The sequence below is a fragment of the Klebsiella spallanzanii genome (assembly GCF_902158555.1).
Taxonomy (GTDB): Bacteria; Pseudomonadota; Gammaproteobacteria; order Enterobacterales; family Enterobacteriaceae; genus Klebsiella; species Klebsiella spallanzanii.
This window is the reverse complement of the sequence record NZ_CABGGS010000045.1, coordinates 46,334-67,944: the sequence shown is the minus strand read 5'-3', so window position 1 is coordinate 67,944 and position 21,611 is coordinate 46,334. Positions and strand designations below refer to the sequence as shown.

Below are 21,611 nucleotides of genomic sequence, written 5' to 3'. Positions count from 1 at the left end.
AGATAATCGAGGTATGACAGAAGTAAGAAGGCGTGGAAGGCCGGGCCAGCAGGAGCCTTCCGCGCAAAAAGGCGCTCAGGCGCTGGAGAGAGGGATCGCGATACTGCAATACCTTGAAAAGAGCGGCGGCAGCTCGTCGGTTAGCGATATTTCCCTGAATCTGGACTTACCGTTATCGACCACCTTTCGCCTGCTTAAAGTGCTGGAAGGCGCAGATTTTGTTTATCAGGACAGTCAGTTAGGTTGGTGGCATATCGGTCTTGGCGCGTTCAATATCGGGTCGGCGTATATCCACAACCGGGATGTCTTGTCCGTTGGCGGCCCCTTTATGCGGCGGCTAATGCTGATGTCCGGAGAGACGGTTAATGTGGCGATTCGCAACGGCAACGAAGCGGTGCTGATTGGCCAGCAGGAGTGCAAGTCGATGGTGCGAATGTGCGCCCCGCTGGGAAGCAGACTGCCGCTGCACGCGTCGGGAGCCGGGAAAGCGTTGTTGTACCCGCTCTCGTCGGAAGAGCTGGTCGATGTGATTGTGAAGACCGGGCTGCAGCGGTTTACGCCGACGACGATCGTGGATTTGCCGGTCCTGCAGCGAAATCTGGATGAGGCGCGAGCCTGTGGCTACAGCATTGACCAGGAGGAGCATGTGACAGGATTAAACTGCATTGCTTCAGCGGTTTACGATGATGTGGGTTCCGTGGTGGCGGCCATTTCGATTTCCGGACCCGCGTCCCGATTAACCCCGGACCGTTTTGTCAGCCAGGGAGAGCTGGTGAGGGAGACGGCAAGGAATATCAGCACCGCGCTGGGACTCAAGCCCCAGGCAGATTGATAGCCGATCCGACCCGCTCGCAGGAGCGGGACTTTTTTGGCTTTGTTTAAATTTGGAAAAATTTTCCAATATAGCGAGGTAGTAAAAAATGGCAAAAATGAGAGCCGTTGACGCGGCAATGTATGTACTGGAAAAAGAAGGGATTACCACCGCATTCGGCGTGCCCGGCGCGGCAATTAACCCGTTCTATTCGGCGATGCGTAAACACGGCGGGATCCGTCATATCCTGGCCCGTCACGTAGAGGGTGCGTCGCATATGGCGGAAGGCTATACGCGCGCCACTGCCGGTAACATCGGCGTATGCCTGGGAACATCCGGCCCGGCGGGTACGGATATGATTACTGCCCTTTACTCTGCCTCCGCCGATTCCATTCCCATTCTGTGCATTACCGGTCAGGCACCGCGCGCTCGTCTGCATAAAGAGGATTTCCAGGCGGTGGATATTGAGTCTATCGCCAAGCCGGTCACCAAGATGGCGGTGACCGTGCGCGAAGCTGCGCTGGTGCCGGGCGTGCTGCAGCAGGCTTTCCACCTGATGCGTTCCGGCAGACCGGGTCCGGTGCTGATCGACCTGCCTTATGATGTCCAGGTGGCGGAAATCGAGTTCGATCCTGAGCTGTATTCGCCGCTCCCGGCTTATAAACCTGTTGCCACGCGTCCACAAATTGAACGTGCGCTGGCGATGTTACTGATGGCGGAGCGCCCGGTGATTGTCGCCGGTGGCGGGGTGATTAACGCCGACGCCGCGGCGCTGTTGCAGCAATTTGCGGAAATCACTCATGTGCCGGTGATCCCGACGCTCATGGGCTGGGGCTGTATCCCGGATGATCACGAGCTGATGGCCGGGATGGTTGGTTTACAAACCGCCCATCGCTACGGCAACGCCACGCTGCTGGCCTCCGACCTGGTGTTCGGTATCGGCAACCGCTTTGCTAACCGCCATACCGGTTCGGTCGAGAAGTACACCGCAGGCCGCAAAATTATCCATATCGATATTGAACCGACGCAGATTGGCCGCGTGCTGTGCCCGGATTTAGGCATCGTTTCCGATGCGAAAGCCGCGTTGACCCAACTGGTGGAGATCGCCCAGCAGATGCAAAAAGAGGGCCGCCTGCCGCGCCGCGAGAGCTGGGTGAACGAGTGTCAGGAGCGTAAGCGCACGCTGCTGCGTAAAACGCACTTCGATAACGTGCCGGTTAAACCGCAGCGCGTCTACGAAGAGATGAACAAGTCCTTTGGCCGCGACGTGTGTTACGTCACCACTATCGGTTTGTCGCAAATCGCCGCCGCGCAGATGCTGCACGTATTTAAAGACCGCCACTGGATCAACTGCGGTCAGGCGGGCCCGCTAGGCTGGACGCTGCCTGCTGCGCTGGGCGTCTGCGCCGCTGACCCGGAACGTAACGTGGTGGCGATTTCCGGTGACTTCGACTTCCAGTTCCTGATTGAAGAGCTGGCGGTGGGCGCGCAGTTCAATATTCCTTACGTCCACGTACTGGTGAACAACGCTTATCTGGGCTTAATCCGCCAGTCCCAGCGCGCGTTCGATATGGATTACTGCGTCCAGCTGGCGTTCGAAAATATTAACTCCAGCGAAGTGAACGGCTACGGCGTCGATCACGTGAAAGTTGCCGAAGGCCTCGGCTGTAAGGCGATTCGCGTCTTCAAACCTGAGGATATTGCGCCCGCATTTGAGCAGGCGAAAGCGTGGATGAAAGAGTATCGCGTGCCGGTCGTTGTGGAAGTGATCCTTGAGCGCGTAACCAATATTTCGATGGGTAGCGAGCTGGATAACGTGATGGAGTTCGAAGACGTTGCCGATAGCGCCATCGATGCGCCAACCGAAACCTGCTTTATGAAATATGAATAAATGAGGTGAACCTATGTTGCGCTTTTCTGCCAACCTTTCGATGTTATTTCAGGAATATGATTTTCTGGATCGTTTTGAGAAAGCGGCGGCCTGCGGTTTTCGCGCCGTTGAATTTATGTTCCCGTATGACTATGCGCCCGAGGTATTAAAGCAAAAGCTGAGCGACAACCAGCTGGAGCATACCTTACACAATTTACCCGCTGGCGACTGGGCGGCAGGGGAGCGCGGCATAGCCTGTATTCCCGGTCGCGAAGCGGAGTTTCGTGAGGGCGTTGACGCCGCGGTTCGCTATGCCAAAGCGCTGGGCAATCGAAAAATTAACTGCCTGGTCGGCAAAACGCCGGCGGGCTACCGCGAAGAACATATTCGCTCAACGCTGGTGGCGAATTTACGTTTTGCCGCCGCCGCGTTGGCCCAGGAAGGCATTCTTCTGCTGATTGAGCCGATTAATTATTTCGATATGCCGGGCTTTTATCTGAATACCACCCATCAGGCGCTGGCGCTGATTGACGAGGTCGGCAGCGATAATCTGAAAATCCAGTACGATATTTACCATATGCAGCGCATGGAGGGAGAGTTAACCCATACGATGCAAACTTATGCTAATCGTATTGGCCATTTACAGATTGCCGATAATCCAAACCGCGGCGAGCCGGGAACCGGTGAAATTAATTATGATTATCTTTTTAAATTTATCGATAAATCTAATTATGACGGCTGGGTCGGCTGTGAATATAAACCGTTGAGCACCACTGAAGCGGGACTGATATGGTTTAATCACTACCGTTAATTTTTAATTTACCCGTCATACTTCAAGTTGCTTGTGCGTTGGCTGCGTTCACTCACCCCAGTCACTTACTTCTGTAAGCTCCAGGGGATTCGCTCTCTTGCCGCCTTCATGCAACTCGAATTATTTAGGGTATATACCTTTGGGCAGTATTTATTATTCCATTTCCAGGAAGGGATAACTATTGCCCAGGTAAATCAAAACAGAAATTCTAAGAGGATACTTATGAAACTGGGATTTATTGGTCTGGGTATTATGGGCACCCCGATGGCGGTCCGGCTCGCGAAAGCGGGCCACGCTCTGCATGTCACCACCATTGGCCCGGTTGCCGACGAGCTGCTTTTGCAGGGCGCACAGCATCTGGCAACCGCAGAACAGGTCGCGGAGCAGTCCGAGATTATTTTTATCATGGTACCGGATACCCCGCAGGTTGCCGAAGTGCTGTTTGGTGAACACGGCTGCGCGAAAGCGGCGCTGAAAGGGAAAACCATCGTTGATATGAGCTCCATCTCGCCGATTGAAACCAAACGTTTTGCCCAGCAGGTGCGGGATTTGGGCGCTGATTATCTGGATGCGCCGGTATCCGGTGGGGAAATCGGCGCGCGTGAAGGGACGCTCTCGATTATGGTTGGCGGTGAAGAAAGCGTATTTAATCGCGTTAAACCGCTGTTTGATATTCTGGGGAAAAACATCACTCTCGTTGGCGGTAACGGCGACGGGCAGACCTGTAAAGTCGCCAATCAGATTATCGTGGCGCTGAATATTGAAGCGGTCTCCGAAGCACTGGTTTTTGCTTCTAAAGCCGGTGCGGATCCGGCTCGCGTACGTCAGGCGCTGATGGGCGGCTTCGCGTCTTCGCGTATTCTGGAAGTACACGGTGAAAGAATGCTGAACCGGACGTTTAATCCTGGCTTTAAAATTTCTCTGCACCAGAAGGATCTTAATCTGGCGCTGCAGAGCGCGAAAGCGCTGGCGCTTAATTTACCGAATACGGCAACCTGTCAAGAGCTATTTAATACCTGCGCAGCCAACGGTGGTAGTGAATTAGACCATTCATCTTTAGTTCAGGCCCTGGAACTAATGGCGAATCATAAAATATCTTAATAATAAAATGCTGCCGGTTGCGGCAGCATTTCTAAACCTCTGTGGTGAGTTTATGGATAAAATCAATAAAACGGGTATCGACTATTGGAAGAAAATAGTCGTCGTAATGAGTCTGGGTTGGGTGGCGATATGGATTTACCGAACCGTATTAACACCTATTTATCCGGAAATTCAGGCCTCGCTGGGCAACGTCAGCAATGCTGAAATTGGCGCAATTGCCAGCTTCTATTTTCTGGCCTACTGCGGAATGCAAATTCCCTGCGGCATTCTGGTTGATAAGCTGGGCCAGAAAATTATGCTGATGTGCGGTTTTTCGCTATTTATTATCGGTACGTTGAGTATCGCTAATGCGGGAAATCTGACGCTGATTTATATCGGTTCATTACTGGCCGGTGCGGGCTGCGCCTCCTTCTTTAGCTCTGCCTATTCGCTCTCGTCAGCTAACGTACCGCAGGAGCGCCGGGCGCTGGCTAACGCTATCATCAACAGCGGCTCCGCTATCGGGATGGGGATTGGCCTGATCGGCTCTAGTATTCTCGTGAAGAGCATGAACATGGCCTGGCAAAACGTGTTGTTTATCGTCGCTGCGATTCTGGTCGTTATGCTCTGCGTATTTACCCTTGTGATTCGCCGTAAGCTGAAAGAGCCTGTTGCTGCGGAGAACAAAAATAGCGCGGCGGCGTCAGCGCCGGTCGCTGAAGAGAAATCAGCACCGCTGTTTTCGCCACTGCTGTGCAGCGTGTACTTCCTCTATTTTTGCACCTGCTACGGCTACTATCTGATTGTGACCTGGCTGCCTTCATACCTACAGACCGAACGCGGGTTTGACGGCGGCGCCATTGGTCTTGCTTCAGCGCTGGTGGCAGTGGTCGGGGTTCCGGGCGCGCTGTTCTTTAGCCATCTCTCGGATAAATTCCGCGACAGCAAAGTTAAAGTTATTCTCGGGCTGGAGATCGTCGCTGCAGCAATGCTGATGTTTACCGTTCTGTCGCCGAATACCACCATGCTGATGATTAGCTTGGTGCTCTACGGCCTGCTGGGCAAAATGGCCGTTGACCCGATTCTGATCTCGTTTGTCTCCGAACAGGCGTCAGCGAAAACATTAGGTCGCGCCTTCAGCTTATTTAATTTCTTTGGTATGAGCTCAGCAGTGGTTGCACCGACGCTCACCGGTTTTATTTCCGACCTGACCGGTTCAAAAGAAATTAGTTTTGTGATGTCTGCCGGATTAGTGATTACCGGAACAATACTGTTTGCGCTCATTACTTTGCGTAAGAACAAAATACAGCCTAAGACAATCCCAGTATAATAAAAATAATAATCATAATAATAAGTTTTTTGTTCCACATAGCTAAACCTATTTACAAACGTAATCCGATGCGTATTAAGAGGGAATTATGGAACAAGCTCAAGATGTATATAAAGCCAGAGGTTACAGTGACGATCTATTACCCAAAGTAGAATCGCAGCGTAACTGGAAAACATTTAACTACTTTACTTTATGGATGGGCTCCGTACACAACGTACCTAATTATGTGATGGTTGGCGGTTTTTTTATTCTAGGTTTGTCGACGTTTAGTATTATGATGGCAATAATATTGAGCGCTTTTATTATTGCACTGGTGATGGTGTTTAACGGTGCCGCCGGGAGTAAATATGGCGTACCCTTCGCCATGATATTACGAGCCTCTTATGGCGTGCGTGGGGCATTATTACCCGGACTGCTCAGGGGCGGCATTGCGGCGATTATGTGGTTTGGTTTGCAATGCTACGCAGGATCGCTGGCCTTTCTGATCTTATTAGGAAAACTGTGGCCGTCGTTTCTGACGCTCGGCGGTGATTTCAAGCTGCTGGGGTTGTCGCTACCGGGGCTGATCGCATTTCTGGTTTTCTGGTTGATTAACGTTGGTATTGGTTTTGGTGGCGGAAAAGTTCTCAATAAATTCACCGCGATACTGAATCCCTGTATCTATATTGTCTTCGGCGGCATGGCAATCTGGGCTATCTCGTTGGTAGGGATCGGCCCGATCCTCGACTACCTGCCGACCGGGGTGGCAAAAGCGGAACATACTGGCTTCTTGTTCCTGGTGGTGATTAACGCGGTGGTTGCCGTATGGGCGGCGCCAGCGGTGAGCGCGTCTGACTTTACCCAGAACGCGCGCTCGTTTCGCGATCAGGCTCTTGGCCAAACGCTTGGCTTAGTGGTGGCTTATATTCTGTTTGCAGTCGCCGGGGTGTGCATTATCGCCGGAGCCAGTATCCATTACGGCATGGATACCTGGAACGTGCTGGATATTGTGCAGAAATGGGACAGCCTGTTTGCCTCCTTTTTTGCGGTGCTGGTGATATTGATGACCACGATTTCGACCAACGCCACCGGTAATATTATTCCGGCGGGCTATCAAATCGCGGCGATTGCCCCCACGAAACTGACGTATAAAAATGGCGTACTGATCGCCAGTATTATTAGTCTGCTGATTTGTCCGTGGAAATTAATGGAGAACCAGGACAGCATTTATCTCTTCCTCGATATTATCGGCGGTATGCTTGGCCCGGTTATTGGGGTGATGATGGCGCACTATTTTGTGGTCATGCGTGGGCAAATTAATCTTGATGAATTGTATACCGCACCCGGTGATTATAAATATTTTGATAATGGATTTAACGTCACTGCATTTGTTGTAACGATTGTGGCGGTTATTTTGTCTCTCGGTGGGAAGTTTATTCCGCTGTTGGAGCCATTCTCCCGCGTGTCATGGTTTGTTGGCGTTATTGTTGCTTTTGCCGCCTACGCGTTACTGAAGAAACGGACTCAGCCAAATAATCTGCCGCGTCCGAATGCTGTTAGCTGATTTTATTATATCGAGAAAGTTTTATAGCCTAAATTATCTGTACACATACAAGGAGTTTTATATGTCTTTTGATTTAATTATTAAAAACGGCACCGTTATTCTGGAAAACGAATCTCGGGTGGTGGATATCGCGGTGACCGACGGCAAAATCGCCGCTATCGGTGAAAACCTCGGCGAAGCAAAGCAGGTGATGGATGCTTCGGGCCTGATCGTTTCTCCGGGGATGGTCGATGCGCATACGCATATTTCTGAACCGGGCCGTACCCATTGGGAAGGTTACGAGACCGGCACCCGCGCGGCGGCAAAAGGCGGCATCACCACGATGATTGAAATGCCGTTGAACCAGCTGCCAGCTACCGTCGATCGTGAAACTATCGAGCTGAAATTTGACGCCGCGAAGGGCAAGCTGACCATTGACGCCGCGCAGCTTGGCGGACTGGTCTCCTATAACCTGGACCGTCTGCACGAACTGGATGAAGTGGGCGTTGTGGGCTTCAAATGCTTCGTTGCCACCTGCGGTGACCGTGGAATCGACAATGACTTCCGCGATGTTAACGACTGGCAGTTCTTCAAAGGCGTGCAAAAGCTGGCCGAGATGAAGCAAACCGTGCTGGTGCACTGCGAAAATGCGCTGATCTGCGATGAACTGGGCGAAGAGGCGAAAAGGGAAGGCCGCGTGACTGCCCATGATTACGTCGCGTCGCGTCCGGTATTTACTGAAGTAGAAGCTATTCGCCGCATTCTGTACCTGGCGAAAGTCGCCGGTTGCCGCCTGCATGTGTGCCACGTCAGCAGCCCGGAAGGGGTTGCCGAAGTAACGCGCGCCCGTCAGGAAGGGCAGGACGTTACCTGCGAATCTTGCCCACACTACTTTGTGCTGGATACCGATCAGTTCGAAGAGATTGGCACCCTGGCGAAGTGTTCTCCGCCGATCCGCGATGCGGAAAACCAAAAAGGTCTGTGGGAAAAACTGTTCAACGGCGAAATCGACTGCCTGGTCTCCGACCACTCTCCGTGCCCGCCGGAAATGAAGGCGGGCAATATCATGCAGGCCTGGGGCGGGATTGCCGGTCTGCAAAGCTGCATGGACGTGATGTTCGATGAAGCGGTACAGAAGCGCGGTATGTCCCTGCCGCAGTTTGCTCGCCTGATGGCGACTAACGCTGCCGATATTTTCGGCCTTAAGCATAAAGGCCGCATCGCCCCGGGCAAAGATGCCGACCTGGTGTTTATTCAGCCGAACAGCAGCTACGTTCTGCAGGCGGAAGATCTTGAGTATCGCCATAAAGTCAGCCCGTACGTGGGTCGTAAGATTGGCGCGCGTATCACCAAAACCATCCTGCGCGGCGATGTAATTTATGACATCGAGCAGGGCTTCCCGCACGCGCCGAAAGGGAAATTTATCCTTAAGCATCAGCAGTAACGGGCGAATAAAAAGTGGGGACGGTTTTCTCCCTCTCCCTTTGGGAGAGGGCCGGGGTGAGGGCATTTGTGGGCATATTTCCCCTCACCCTAACCCTCTCCCCAAAAGGGGAGAGGGGACCGTTCCTCGCCCCATTCTATATTTAGCGCCTGTTTAACGGCAGGCGCTGTTTCAGGATTTCATCATGATGGTATTGCCGCTATATAAACGAAACACCCTGGCGGGATTTCAATGGTTCTTCTTTATATTCTGCAACACCGTTGTGGTACCGCCGACACTACAGTCCGCTTTTCAGCTTCCGGCCAGCGCGCTTATCACGCTCACTCAGTACGGTTTTATCACCACCGGGCTGGCCTGCCTGGCGCAGGCGCTACTGGGCCACCGCCGCGCGATTATGGAAGGGCCGACGGGACTCTGGTGGAGCACGATCCTCACCGTTACCGTCGGCGAGGCGGCACGCGGCACCCCGTTCGACAGCATTGCGACCAGCCTGGCGGTCGGTATATTTCTTTCTGCTGTTCTGACCATCATCATTGGCGTCAGCGGCATCGGCCATCGCCTGGCGAAGCTCTTCAGCCCGACGGTGATGGTCTTTTTTATGCTGCTGCTCGGCGCGCAGCTCACCACTATTTTTTTCAAAGGTATGCTCGGACTGCCCTTTAGTTCGACGCAGGCCAACGTGGCGATTCAGCTGGCCCCGTTTAGCCTGGCGCTGGCGGTGATGATTTTGGTGTTGGGGATGATTATATTCCTCCCGGACGGCATCGCCCGCTACGCTCTGCTGATTGGAACCCTTGTGGGATGGGCAGGCTGGTATCTACTATTCCGTACTCCGCCCGACACGGCGGCATCCGGGCCGATTCACTGGCAGTGGTTTCCGCTCGGCTACGGCGGCGAACTACGCTCGGGCATTATTTTGACGGCATTGCTGGCGGGGCTGGTGAATATTACTAACACCTACGGCGCGATTCGCGGCACCGACGTTTTTTATCCTGAACAGGGCGCCAGCAATACCCGTTATCGACGGAGTTTTATTATCTCCGGATTAATGACGTTAATTACGGTTCCGCTCAGCGTGGTGCCGTTTTCGCCTTTTGTTTCGTCGATAGGATTATTAACCCAAACCGGAGAAACTTCGCGCCAGCCGTTTATTATCGGCTGCCTGTGCTGTCTGCTGGTTGGGTTATTTACGCCGTTAACTCATTTTTTTACCACATTACCGTTGCCAATTAGCAGCGCAGTCATGCTGGTCTCATATCTTCCGTTGTTATATTCGAGCTTATCTTTCAGTAAGCAAATTACCTTCACTGCACGAAATATCTACCGGCTGGCGCTGCCGCTATTTGTCGGCATCTTTTTAATGGGGCTGCCGCCGGTCTATCTCCAGACGCTCCCTCTGACAATTCGACCGCTATTGGGCAACGGCTTATTAATCGGCGTACTGCTGGCGGTGGTCATGGAAAATCTCATTCCCTGGGAGCGTATTAAGTAATGACAGCAAAAAAGGACGAACAATGAAAATTATTATTGCACCGGACTCTTTCAAAGAAAGCGTGAGCGCTAGCCGCTGCGCACAAGCAATTAAAGCGGGCTTTGTCTCTATTTTCCCGCAGGCGGAGTGCATCTGCCTGCCAATAGCCGACGGCGGTGAGGGGACGGTTGAGGCGATGGTTGAGGCCACCGAGGGCAAAATGGTGATGCTGCCGGTAATGGGGCCGATGGGGGACTTTGTTGGTGCCTTCTATGGCCTGAGCGGTGATGGGCAAACCGCGTTTATTGAAATGGCGGCGGCCAGCGGGCTGATGCTGGTTCCTGCCGGTGAGCGTAATCCCGTGCGGGCCACCAGCTACGGTACCGGAGAGCTGATTCGCCACGCGCTGGACGCGGGCGTTCGCCATATCATTCTCGGCATTGGCGGTAGCGCCACGGTGGACGGCGGAATGGGTATGGCTCAGGCTCTGGGGGCGCGTTTTCTTGATGAGCGTGGCGAGAGCGTCGGCCTCGGCGGCGGTGCGTTAGAGCGGCTGGCCAGCATTGATTTGCGCGAACTCGATCCGCGCCTGAAAGAGTGCCGGGTTGACGTGGCCTGCGATGTTGATAACCCGTTGCTTGGCGAGCGCGGCGCAGCGGCGGTTTTTGGCCCGCAAAAAGGGGCCAGCAGGGAAATGGTTGTCGCCCTGGAGCGTGGTTTACAAAATTATGCTCAGGTACTGATGGCGGCAACCGGTCAGGATGTGACGGCGATGGTCGGCGGTGGCGCTGCGGGTGGCATGGGGGTTGCGGCTCGCGTATTTCTTAACGCGGCGCTGAAGCCGGGCATCGATATCGTGATTGAGGCAGTGCATCTGGAGGAGGCGCTGCGCGATGCGGATCTGGTGATCACCGGCGAAGGGCGGATTGATTCGCAAACCGTCGGCGGTAAAGCGCCCATCGGCGTGGCGCGAATCGCTAAAAAATACGGTATACCGGTTATCGGTATCGCCGGTGTGCTGGGCGATGGCGTGGAAGCAGTGCATCAGCATGGTATTGATGCGGTATTCAGCATTCTCCCCGCGCTTGCGCCGCTGGACGAAGTATTGGATCGCGGAGAGCAGAACCTTTACGCCAGCGCACGCAATATTGCCTGCGTAATCAAACTCGGCCAGAACATCCCCGCCTGAATAAAAAATGCCACGGTTTTCACCGTGGCAAAATCCAACATAGCTAAACAAAAACAAATTCAACGATCGGACATTTCAGCGACAATCAAATCTCAACGTCGCGGTTGCAATCTTTCGAGTAGATATAGCTAAACGCCTCGCGACCGACGCCGTATCCTGCCTGCAGTGAATAAGCGCCCATAAAGATATAATCGCCTTTTTTCACCGGTACCCAGTTATTGTCGAGGTTATAAACGCCCTGGCCGGAAAGAATATAGGCACCGTGCTCCTGCACGTGGGTTTCGATATAGCCGTGGCTGGCACCCGGCTCGAAGGAGAGAATGTGCATATTCATATCGAAGCCCAGCTCTTTCGGCAGGAAATCGATCAGGATAACGTCTTCCATCCCTTCATAATGAATCCGCTCAAGCTGGCTGACGTTACCGGTGACCAGATACGGCGCATGGCCTTCTGCCGGAATATAGCGGCGCTTGTAGAGGAATAGCTGGCTATCGCCTGAATGGCTATTGGTGAAGATGACCTTTTCGCCCGGCGGGCAATAAATATAGCCACCTTTGGTCAACGGGAAGGTTTTGCCTTGCGCCTGGGCGATGATTTCACCCTCAATCACATACAGGAAGGTTTCAATTCCTTCGCCGCCGAAACCGCTCTGATTACCGCCGTTTTCATGCAGCGTGACCAGATAGTCAACAAAGGTTGCGCCTAATTTCGGCGTCGACAGAATCGTCACATCACAATTATCAAAGCCAGGAATAATATTTTTGACCAGGCCATCCGGTGTCAGCAGCGCGTAATTACCGTGGCGCACGATGGAACGGCTGGCCAGTAAATCGTCGCGATAGCCCACTACATTATTTAAATATCCCATTATTTTTTCCTTATTCAGTCCAGGCCAGTTGATGCAACATTAATGCGAGGGTTTTCACGCCTTCCGCCAGATCGTCAATATGCGTGCTTTCCGCTGGGTTATGGCTGATGCCTTTAATACTCGGCATAAAGATCATGCAGGTCGGGAAGCAGGGGGCAAAAATCTGCGCGTCATGCCCCGCGCCGCTGTGCATCACGCGGAAATTCACCTTCTCTTTTTCGCAAAGCGCGGTGAGCTGAGCCACCAGATTCTTATCCATTGGAACCGGGGCTTCATCCATCCACAGGTCAATCTCAATGCCGATCTCCATTTCCTGGCAGATCCGCCGCATATCGGCTTCAATCACTTCAGTAAATGCAGTTAATTCAAGGGCATCGGTATGGCGGCAGTCCATGGTGAAGACCGTTTTACCCGGCACCACGTTGACGGTGTTCGGCTGCGGGTCGACCTTACCGAAGGTTAGAACCAGCGGGTCGCCGTGGGCCTTTGCTTTGGCGATAGATTCACAGCAGATGCGGCTGAAGGCATGAACGGTGTCGCGGCGGTAGCCCATTGGGGTCGTGCCGGCATGGTTGGATTCGCCGTTGAGGGTAATGGTGTAACGGCGCTGCCCAACGATGGCGTTGACCACGCCGATGGACTGCTTATTGGTTTCCAGTACGCGGCCCTGTTCGATATGCAGCTCAACGAAGGCTTTTATATCGCGGCGCGGCGCCAGCGGTGCGGCGGGTAGCGTGAAGCCGCACTGCTTCATGGCATCAACAAAAGCCACGCCTTTGGTGTCTTTGATATCGCAAACGTCTGCCGGGTTGGCGATGCCGACGATATTTTTGCTGCCCCAGAACACATAAGGAAAGCGGCTACCTTCTTCTTCCGCTAACGCCAGCACTTCGACGGTACGCAGCGGTTCGCCGTAGGTCTCTTTCAGCCAGTGAACCGCCAGCCATGCCGCCAGCGCGCCGAACTGGCCGTCAAGATTACCGCCGTTGACCACGCTATCAATATGCGAGCCGCTAAGGATAACTTCGTCGGGAAAGCGCGAACCTGGCAGGCGACCATACAAGTTGCCGACTTCATCAAAGCGCGTCTCCAGCCCACTTTCGCTCATCTTTTGCTTGAACGCCTGCTGCGCCTGTAGCCATTCCGGCGAGTAGAGCAGGCGGGTTATGCCTCCGGTAGGGTCAGCGCCGAAGGAGGAAAGCCAGGGCAGTGTCTCTTCAATTGCCTGTCGAAAGTAATTAGCCATACGCAACTCCTGTATTTTAATTTATTGAGCAAAAGGGGAATTGGTTTCATAAGAGCGGTTGTATAAAGCGTCCGAAACCAGATAGTCATAAATCTCATCAACGATCTCGATACCGTCGACGGCGCTGTTTTTCTCATTGATATCCAGGTTCTGCCCAGGGTAATAAACCTGGTTAAATCCAGGGGCTGGCGTAATGGCGTTTAATTCGCGCATGGTGTCGCTGATATGCTGGCGGAATAACGCGCTGGAGGAGAAAAACTCCGGGTTGATGACGATATGTAGCTGCCCCAGCTCGCGCCCCTTGCTCAGGTTGTCGTACATCGAGCTGACCTGGCGGCCAAAGGGAAGGTTGAGCAAAATGCCGGAGAGAACGTCGATCATCATCATCAGGCCGTAGCCTTTTGGTCCCGCAGCCGGCAGCAGGGCGTGAACGGCAAACGGGTCGCTGGTCGGCGCGCCGTTTTTATCCACCGCCCAGCTATCGGGGATGGTTTCATGACGCGAGCGGGCATCGAGAATTTTCCCCCAGGCTTGCACGGTGGTCGCCATATCGAAGGTGATGATATCGTCGCCCTCGCCGGGTGCGGCAAAGGCCAGCGGGTTGGTGCCGTAATAGATTTCCGCGCCGCCAAATGGCACGACCATCGGGTCTGACTGACACAGCGAAAGTCCGATAAACCCGGCCCGGGCCGCCTGCTGCGCGAAGTAGGAGATCGCGCCGCTATGTCCCATGCGCCGAATGCCGACCACGGCCACGCCGTTTTCCCGGGCGATTTCTATCGCCTGTTCCATACCCATTTTGGCGGCAACCTGACCGGCGGCGTTATCGGCATGCAAAATCCCGCTGCAGGGGCCGCTCTTTTCAAAGGTGAAGGTGGGGTTACGATTGGTTCCGCCTTTTGAAATACGCTCCGCATAATATTCAACGCGAACCGCGCCGTGCGAATGAATTCCCCTGGCATCGGCATAAACCAGCACGTCGGCAATAATATCCGCGTGATCATGAGTAAGCCCTGCTGTGTTCAGCTTATTGGCAATAAGCTGATGAAGTGTTTCCCGACTGACTTTCATCTGTCTTCCTTTTAACGACGGTGTAGAGCCTGACTGCCGACTAAAATACGGGGAAAATAAACTTAAATTGTGATCTGTATTGGTAAAAATAGTTAGTTAGATTTTATTTGATAATCACCGCCGATTTATCAGAAGGGACCCGGTTAATCTATACCCAAAATAATTCGAGTTGCTTAAAGGCGGCAAGGGAGTGAGTCCCCAGGAGCATAGATAACTATGTGACTGGGGTGAACGAATGCAGCCAACACATAAGCAACTTGAAGTATGAAGGGTATATTCATTGAAAATTACGAGATAATGTTATGGCGTTTATTTGAAAGCATCTTGTAATAATTCCCATGTGATATTGGTCACGCCGACAATAAATTTATCTCGTTAGCCTGATGGCAGATTAACCATGCTCATTCAATTGCAATGGGTGCAATTATTGGGGAGTTATTATGATCCATGCCTTTATTAAAAAGGGCTGTTTTCAGGATTCAGTCAGTTTAATGATTATTTCAAGAAAACTGAGTGAGTCAGAAAATGTCGACGATGTTTCGGTCATGATGGGAACACCGGCCAATAAATCGCTGCTGGAAACCACCGGTTTCTGGCACGACGATTTTGCCACGGCGACGCCGAACGATATTTGCGTGGCGATCCGCACCGATTGCGCGGATGCGTCGGTGACGGAAATGGTTATTGCTGGTCTTGATGAAGCTCTCAGCGCCCTGGCGCAGGGGAGCGGGCAGAGTCAGAGCCTCAGCGTGGTTCGTCGCTGGCAAAGCGCCACGCAAAAGTTGCTTCAGGCCAATATGACCTTGATTTCCGTTGCTGGAGAGTATGCTGCGGAGTTAGCCCACCAGGCGCTCAGCAGTGAGAAAAACGTGATGATTTTCTCCGACAACGTCACGCTGGAGGACGAAATCGCCCTCAAAAAACGTGCTCGCGATAAAGGGCTGCTGGTGATGGGGCCGGACTGCGGCACCGCCATGATTGCCGGAACGCCGCTGGCTTTTGCCAACGTCACGCCGGACGGCAATATCGGCGTGATTGGCGCATCCGGTACCGGCATTCAGGAACTGGTCTCGCAAATTGTCCTCGGCGGCGAAGGAATCAGCCATGCGATTGGTCTTGGCGGACGTGACCTGAGCGCTGAAGTGGGCGGTATTAGCGCGCAAACGGCGCTGGAAATGCTGACGCAGGACGGGCAGAGCCAGGTGCTGGCCTTTGTTTCTAAGCCGCCCGCCGAGGCGGTGCGCCTGAAGATCGTTAGCGCCATGAAGCGCAGCGGTAAACCGGTAGTGGCGCTGTTTCTTGGCTATGCGCCGAAAGCTACCCGCGATGAGAACGTCTGGTTTGCCCGCACGCTGGATGAAGCCGGGCGTCTGGCCTGCCTGCTGGCGCGGGTGGTGCGCCATCAGGAAACCCTGACCGCGGTGGCGGGAAAACAGATTCGCGGTTTGTACACCGGCGGCACGCTGGCCGCGGAATCCGCCGGGCTGCTCGCTGAACGGCTGGGTATCACTCCTGACGAACATCATCCACAGGGCATGATGCTCAATGCGCAGGGCCACCAGATAGTCGACCTCGGCGATGATTTTTACACCGTAGGCCGCCCGCATCCGATGATCGACCCTTCGCTGCGCAACCAGCTGATTGCTGAACTGGGTGAGCAAACTCAGGTTGGCGTACTGCTGCTGGACGTGGTGATTGGTTACGGCGCGACTGCCGATCCTGCTGAATCGCTGGTGGCAGCTTGCCAGCGGGCCTGGGCGCTCAGGGATGATAGTCATCCGCTGCACGTTATTGCGACGGTGACCGGCACCGAAACCGATCCGCAGTGCCGTTCCCGCCAGATAGCCGTTCTTGAAGATGCGGGGATTGTGGTGGTCGACAGCCTTCCCGAAGCCACCCTGCTCGCCAGCGCGCTGATTAGCCCGCAACGGATGGCCGAACTGGCCCCGCGCGCCACCCTGCTGGACGGCGTGGCGGTGATCAACGCTGGCCTGCGCAGCTTCGCGCTCGATTTACAGTCCGCCGGAACGCCGGTTGTCCACTATCAGTGGGCGCCGATCGCCGGGGGGAATAAGAAACTGGCTCGTTTATTAGAACGTTTGCAATAAGAGGTCTCTATGTTTACATCAGTGGCGCAGGCCAATGACGCAGTAATAGAACGAATTCGTAATGCACGTCCGCACTGGCTGGATGTGAAGCCGGCGGGTTCTTTAATCGGGGCGTTGAATCAGAATAAAACCTTGCTTCATGCCGGGCCGCCGATGCGCTGGCAGGAGATGACCGGCCCGATGAAAGGGGCCTGTATTGGCGCATGTCTGTTTGAAGGCTGGGCGCAGGATGAAAAAACGGCCCATGCGATGCTGGAAAGCGGCGAGATTACCTTTATTCCCTGCCATCACGTTAACGCCGTGGGGCCGATGGGCGGCATTACTTCGCCAAATATGCCGATGCTGGTGGTGGAGAACATCGCCGAAGGCAACCGCGCGTATTGCAATCTGAATGAAGGGATTGGCAAGGTGATGCGTTTCGGCGCTTACGGCGAAGACGTCCAGCAGCGCCTGCGCTGGATGCGCGATGTGCTGATGCCGGTTCTCAGCGCGGCGCTGAAACAGATGGAGCGCGGCATCGACCTCACCGCGATGATGGCGCAGGGCATCACTATGGGGGATGAGTTCCACCAGCGCAACATCGCCACCTCCGCGCTGCTGATGCGCACGCTGGCGCCGCATCTGGCGCGCCTCAACCATGACAAACAGCAGATTGCTGAAGTGATGGACTTCCTTGCCATTACCGATCAGTTCTTCCTTAACCTGGCGATGGCCTACTGCAAAGCGGCGATGGATAGCGGGGCGCAAATTCGTGCGGGCAGTATCGTCACCGCGATGACCCGCAACGGCGATATGTTCGGTATCCGCGTCAGCGGGCTGGGCGACCGTTGGTTTACCGCGCCGGTCAATACGCCGCAGGGGCTGTTTTTCACCGGCTTTTCTCAGGAGCAGGCCAACCCGGATATGGGCGATAGCGCCATTACCGAAACCTTCGGTATTGGCGGCGCGGCAATGATCGCGGCCCCAGGCGTGACGCGCTTTGTCGGCGCGGGCGGAATGGAGGCGGCGAAATCCGTTTCCGAGGAGATGGCGGAAATCTTCCTTGAGCGCAATATGCAGCTGCAAATTCCGGGATGGGATTTCCAGGGGGCCTGTCTGGGCCTGGATATTCGTCGGGTGGTTGAAACCGGCATTACTCCGCTTATCAACACCGGCATTGCCCACAAAGAGGCGGGGATCGGCCAGATTGGCGCCGGGACCGTCAGAGCGCCGTTGGCCTGTTTCGAACTGGCGCTGGAAGCGCTGGCGGACGAGCTGGGCGTGAGCTGAGGAGGCGCGATGGAGACTATTCGTCCGCTGATAGGCAGCGTCGATGCGCCGGACCATCGCCAGCCCTGGCGAACCGGCGGCCTCTGGCAACGCACTATCAATCTCTATGTTGAAGGCGGCGCGCTGCTGACGCTTCATCATCAGGGGCAGGGGGTGAGCCCTGGCGGATGGGTATTACGCCATCGCGATTTTATCCGCTTACACGCGGCGCTGCGGGCGGGAGCGCTGCCGCTCGCGCGGGATAACGGCATTCAGGTCGATAGCCTTTTGCTGTCGCCACCGCGCCGGCGCTGCTCCCTACGGCCTTGTTATCAGCCTAATGGTGCTTATCTGCCAGCAACGTTAATGAATCGCCCGGAAGAGACCGGGCTGTTCGGGCCGCTGTCGCAGGCGATTCATCTGCCGCAGCATCCTGAGCTGCGGCAATTACGCCACTGTTTTGCCTCGGCGCTGACCGGCAATGCTATCGACTGGCGATTATGGCTGGGTAAAGGGCCGGGCCTGACGCCGAGTCTGGACGATATGCTGATCGGCATGATGCTGGCGGCGTGGTGCGCGGGGCAAATGTCCCGTTACGGTGGGCGGACTTTCTTTCGCGCTTCCGGCGATCTGCATGCGACGACGACCCAGGTGAGCGTCAACTATTTACGCTACGCCAGCGAGGGGCGTTTTGCCTCGCCGCTAATGCATTTTGCTCATGCTCTGCAACGCCGACGACGTATTGAACCCGCCATCGAAGCTCTGCTGGCGATGGGCCATACCTCCGGCGCCGATACCTTGCTGGGATTCTGGTTAGCGCAACACATTATCTAAGGAAAAATCATGAAAACGCTGGTGGTTGCCCTCGGCGGCAACGCTTTATTACAGCGCGGGGAAGCGCTGACCGTTGAAAATCAGTATCGCAATATTGAGAGCGCGGTTCCGGCGCTGGCGCGCCTGGTGCAGAACTATCGGCTGGCGATTGTTCACGGTAACGGACCGCAGGTGGGCCTGCTGGCGCTGCAAAATCTGGCCTATCGCGATGTTGAACCTTATCCGCTGGACGTGCTGGTGGCGGAGAGCCAGGGCATGATTGGCTATATGCTGGCCCAGCGTCTGGCGCAGGAGCCAGAGATGCCGCCGGTGTCGACGGTGATGACGCGCATTGCGGTAGCCTCGAACGATCCGGCTTTTTCATCGCCGGAGAAGTTTATTGGCCCGGTTTACGATCCGGAGTTGCAGAAACAGCTTGAAGCGGAGTACGGCTGGACGATGAAGCGCGATGGCAAGTACCTGCGCCGGGTGGTTCCTTCGCCGACGCCGGTGCGGATTGAGGAGAGCGAGTCGATTGAGCGCCTGCTGGGCGTAGGTCACGCGGTGATTTGCTGCGGCGGCGGGGGAATTCCGGTGCTGGAGAGCGGGCAGGGTGCGGAGGCGGTGATTGATAAAGACCTCGCCGCCGCGCTGCTGGCAGAGCAGATTAATGCTGATGGCCTGGTGATCCTCACCGACGCGGATGCGGTCTATGAACATTGGGGGACTCCGATGCAGCGACCGATCCGCGAAGCAACGCCGGAAGAGCTGGCCCCGTTTGCCCGTGATGACGGCGCAATGGGGCCGAAAATCGCGGCGGTAAGCGGCTACGTGCGCCGCCGGGGCAAGCGAGCGTGGATAGGTGCGCTATCGCGCATCGATGACACTCTGGCCGGGTTGGCGGGAACCTGCATCAAGCCCTGATGGGTGGCTATTGTGCGCGCTTTTCCCGGGGCGGCGCAAAGCGCCTGCCCGGGCTACAAGATTGTGCGATCGGGTAGCCCGGACAGGTGCGCAGCACCGCCTCCGGGAAAATACCCGAAGAATCCGTGCGCATAGAGGGTTTTATAGCCCGGCTAAGGCGCAGCGCGCCGCAAGCCGGGATGACGGGCAGGATTATGCGAGCTGCGCCTGCGCCCAGAAGATACCGCTGGTGTATTCCGGCGGCAGCAGCGGCTTCAGCGCTTCCAGCGTCGCGCTCAGGCGGTCGGTATCGCTGTCGGTCAGGTTCAGGTGCCCAACTTTACGACCCGGACGCACCTCTTTATCGTACCAATGCAGATGCACCAGCGGCAGCTTCAGCCAGTCGTAGTTCAGGTCGGTACCGATCAGGTTGATCATCACCGACGGGCTGTTCACTACCGGCGGCGGCAGTGGCAGGCTGGTAATCGCCCGCAAATGCAGTTCGAACTGACTAATAGACGCTCCGTTCTGCGTCCAGTGGCCGCTGTTATGCACGCGCGGCGCCAGCTCGTTAATCAGCAACCCTTCCGGAGTGATAAAGCACTCCATCGCCATCACGCCGACATAGCCTAGCTCATGCATAACCGCCGACAGCATTTGCTCCGCCTGCGCTTGCTGGCGGGCATTGGCCTGCGGAAAAGCGACGCTGGCACGTAAAATACCGTCCTGATGCAGGTTGCGGGTCAACGGGTAGAAGACCGTGCTACCATCCTGAGCGCGTGCGCCGACCAGCGACACTTCGCCAGAGAAGTTAATCCCCTGCTCGACGATACACTCGCCGTAGTTTTCATCCGGCAGTTGCGCGGTTTCATTTTCCCGCAAACGCCACTGGCCGCGACCATCGTAGCCGCCGACGCGGCGCTTAACGATAGCCAGTTCGCCAAGGCGAGCAAATACCGCAGGCCACTCGCTTTTATCCGCCAGAAGCTGCCACGGGGCGGTGGCGAGTTCCAGCTTGTCGAACAGCTGCTTTTGTGTCAGACGATCGGCGATAATCGGGAAGACATCGCGGTTGACGAAGGCAGAATGACGCGCCAGTTCGCGGGTCAGGGCGGTCTCCGGCCAGCGTTCAATCTCTGCGGTGATCACGCTCTGCTGAAACGGCACCGCTTCCGGGTCGGCTTCCAGACCGACCGGCCAGACCGCAATACCCAGCGGCTCGCCGGCCTGGCGCAGCATCCGGCCTAGCTGGCCGTTACCGAGAACGCAAACCTGCTTCATGCCGCACCCCGCGGGTCCGGGTTATCCAGCACTTCATCGGTTTGCGCCTGACGCCAGGCGCTCAGGCGCTGGTGCAGTTCAGCATCATGCTGCGCGAGGATCTGCGCGGCCAGCAGGGCGGCGTTGGCGGCCCCGGCTTTACCGATCGCCAGAGTGCCAACCGGAATGCCGCGCGGCATCTGGACAATGGAGTAGAGACTGTCAACGCCGCTTAATGCTGCGCTTTGCACCGGTACGCCTAAAACCGGCACCAGCGTTTTCGCCGCAATCATGCCCGGCAGATGCGCCGCGCCGCCCGCACCGGCAATAATCACCTGAAAACCGTTCTCTTCTGCGCTTTCGGCGAAGCTAAACAGTTTATCGGGAGTGCGGTGTGCGGAGACCACGTCGACATGGTACGGAACGTTCAGGGCATCAAGGATTTCTGCGGTAAATTGCATGGTAGCCCAGTCGCTTTTGGACCCCATCACGATGGCGATACGCGCCGAATTATTGCGGGAAGACATGCGTCTTAAAACTCCTGTGGGTGTGTTTCACACTGCTTT

Annotated in this window: 18 protein-coding genes; 13 read left to right on the top strand and 5 right to left on the bottom strand. The window is 55.3% G+C overall.

The features are described 5' to 3' along the window. Window positions 1-13: 13 nt before the first annotated feature. From allR to glxK, 9 genes are all read left to right on the top strand, one after another. Window positions 14-832, top strand: coding sequence for an HTH-type transcriptional repressor AllR (allR, locus tag FN082_RS24950; RefSeq protein ID WP_112217228.1), 819 nt, complete (start codon window positions 14-16; stop codon window positions 830-832). 88 nt (window positions 833-920) lie between these two features. Next, window positions 921-2,702 (top strand): glyoxylate carboligase, encoded by a 1,782-nt coding sequence (gene gcl / locus FN082_RS24945; protein ID WP_142982581.1) that lies wholly within the window; start codon window positions 921-923, stop codon window positions 2,700-2,702. A 13-nt stretch (window positions 2,703-2,715) separates the two neighbouring features. Then, window positions 2,716-3,492 (top strand): hydroxypyruvate isomerase, encoded by a 777-nt coding sequence (gene hyi, locus FN082_RS24940; RefSeq protein WP_142982580.1) that lies wholly within the window; start codon window positions 2,716-2,718, stop codon window positions 3,490-3,492. A gap of 222 nt (window positions 3,493-3,714) precedes the next feature. Continuing rightward, window positions 3,715-4,593 carry a 2-hydroxy-3-oxopropionate reductase gene (glxR, locus tag FN082_RS24935; RefSeq protein WP_139541403.1) on the top strand — a complete coding sequence of 293 codons (879 nt, stop codon included), beginning with the start codon at window positions 3,715-3,717 and terminating at the stop codon, window positions 4,591-4,593. A gap of 52 nt (window positions 4,594-4,645) precedes the next feature. Next, window positions 4,646-5,902, top strand: a complete 1,257-nt coding sequence (locus FN082_RS24930; protein WP_142463995.1) for an MFS transporter — start codon at window positions 4,646-4,648, stop codon at window positions 5,900-5,902. A gap of 88 nt (window positions 5,903-5,990) precedes the next feature. Continuing rightward, window positions 5,991-7,445, top strand: a complete 1,455-nt coding sequence (locus FN082_RS24925; protein ID WP_139541405.1) for an allantoin transporter — start codon at window positions 5,991-5,993, stop codon at window positions 7,443-7,445. Between the two features lie 61 nt (window positions 7,446-7,506). Beyond that, a complete protein-coding gene (gene allB / locus FN082_RS24920; protein ID WP_139541406.1) occupies window positions 7,507-8,868 on the top strand; it encodes an allantoinase AllB in 1,362 nt (453 codons plus the stop codon). Between the two features lie 184 nt (window positions 8,869-9,052). Then, window positions 9,053-10,360, top strand: a complete 1,308-nt coding sequence (locus FN082_RS24915; protein WP_142982579.1) for a uracil/xanthine transporter — start codon at window positions 9,053-9,055, stop codon at window positions 10,358-10,360. 22 nt (window positions 10,361-10,382) lie between these two features. Then, the gene (glxK, locus tag FN082_RS24910; RefSeq protein ID WP_139541408.1) at window positions 10,383-11,528 is read left to right on the top strand and encodes a glycerate 3-kinase; all 1,146 of its coding nucleotides are present in this window, start codon (window positions 10,383-10,385) and stop codon (window positions 11,526-11,528) included. Window positions 11,529-11,613: 85 nt separating this feature from the next. On the opposite strand, the gene allE is transcribed toward glxK, so the two are convergent. The 3 genes from allE to allD are packed head-to-tail and all read right to left on the bottom strand — an operon-like array spanning window position 11,614 to window position 14,713. Then, complete coding sequence (gene allE, locus FN082_RS24905; protein ID WP_142982578.1) at window positions 11,614-12,396, bottom strand: (S)-ureidoglycine aminohydrolase; 783 nt, start codon at window positions 12,394-12,396, stop codon at window positions 11,614-11,616. A gap of 10 nt (window positions 12,397-12,406) precedes the next feature. Further along, window positions 12,407-13,642, bottom strand: coding sequence for an allantoate deiminase (gene allC, locus FN082_RS24900; protein ID WP_142982577.1), 1,236 nt, complete (start codon window positions 13,640-13,642; stop codon window positions 12,407-12,409). Between the two features lie 21 nt (window positions 13,643-13,663). Beyond that, entirely contained in the window at window positions 13,664-14,713 is a 1,050-nt protein-coding gene (allD, locus tag FN082_RS24895) for an ureidoglycolate dehydrogenase (protein WP_142982576.1), read from the bottom strand. Between the two features lie 440 nt (window positions 14,714-15,153). Between allD and FN082_RS24890 the strand changes: the two genes are divergently transcribed. Genes FN082_RS24890 through FN082_RS24875 form a run of 4 tightly spaced genes read left to right on the top strand, consistent with a single transcriptional unit; the run spans window position 15,154 to window position 19,806 of the window. Further along, the gene (locus FN082_RS24890) at window positions 15,154-16,821 is read left to right on the top strand and encodes an acyl-CoA synthetase FdrA (protein WP_142982575.1); all 1,668 of its coding nucleotides are present in this window, start codon (window positions 15,154-15,156) and stop codon (window positions 16,819-16,821) included. A gap of 9 nt (window positions 16,822-16,830) precedes the next feature. After that, window positions 16,831-18,090 carry a YlbE family protein gene (locus FN082_RS24885; protein ID WP_142982574.1) on the top strand — a complete coding sequence of 420 codons (1,260 nt, stop codon included), beginning with the start codon at window positions 16,831-16,833 and terminating at the stop codon, window positions 18,088-18,090. Window positions 18,091-18,099: 9 nt separating this feature from the next. Beyond that, window positions 18,100-18,903 (top strand): DUF2877 domain-containing protein, encoded by an 804-nt coding sequence (locus tag FN082_RS24880; protein ID WP_142982573.1) that lies wholly within the window; start codon window positions 18,100-18,102, stop codon window positions 18,901-18,903. 9 nt (window positions 18,904-18,912) lie between these two features. After that, on the top strand, window positions 18,913-19,806 hold the full coding sequence (locus tag FN082_RS24875) for a carbamate kinase (RefSeq protein ID WP_142982572.1): 894 nt from the start codon (window positions 18,913-18,915) through the stop codon (window positions 19,804-19,806). Window positions 19,807-19,998: 192 nt separating this feature from the next. On the opposite strand, the gene purK is transcribed toward FN082_RS24875, so the two are convergent. Then, complete coding sequence (gene purK / locus FN082_RS24870) at window positions 19,999-21,066, bottom strand: 5-(carboxyamino)imidazole ribonucleotide synthase (protein ID WP_142982571.1); 1,068 nt, start codon at window positions 21,064-21,066, stop codon at window positions 19,999-20,001. Then, window positions 21,063-21,572: a 5-(carboxyamino)imidazole ribonucleotide mutase gene (gene purE, locus FN082_RS24865; RefSeq protein ID WP_139541418.1), complete on the bottom strand. Its 510-nt coding sequence runs from the start codon at window positions 21,570-21,572 to the stop codon at window positions 21,063-21,065. Before purE ends, purK begins: the two co-directional genes overlap by 4 nt. Between the last annotated feature and the right edge of the window lie 39 nt (window positions 21,573-21,611).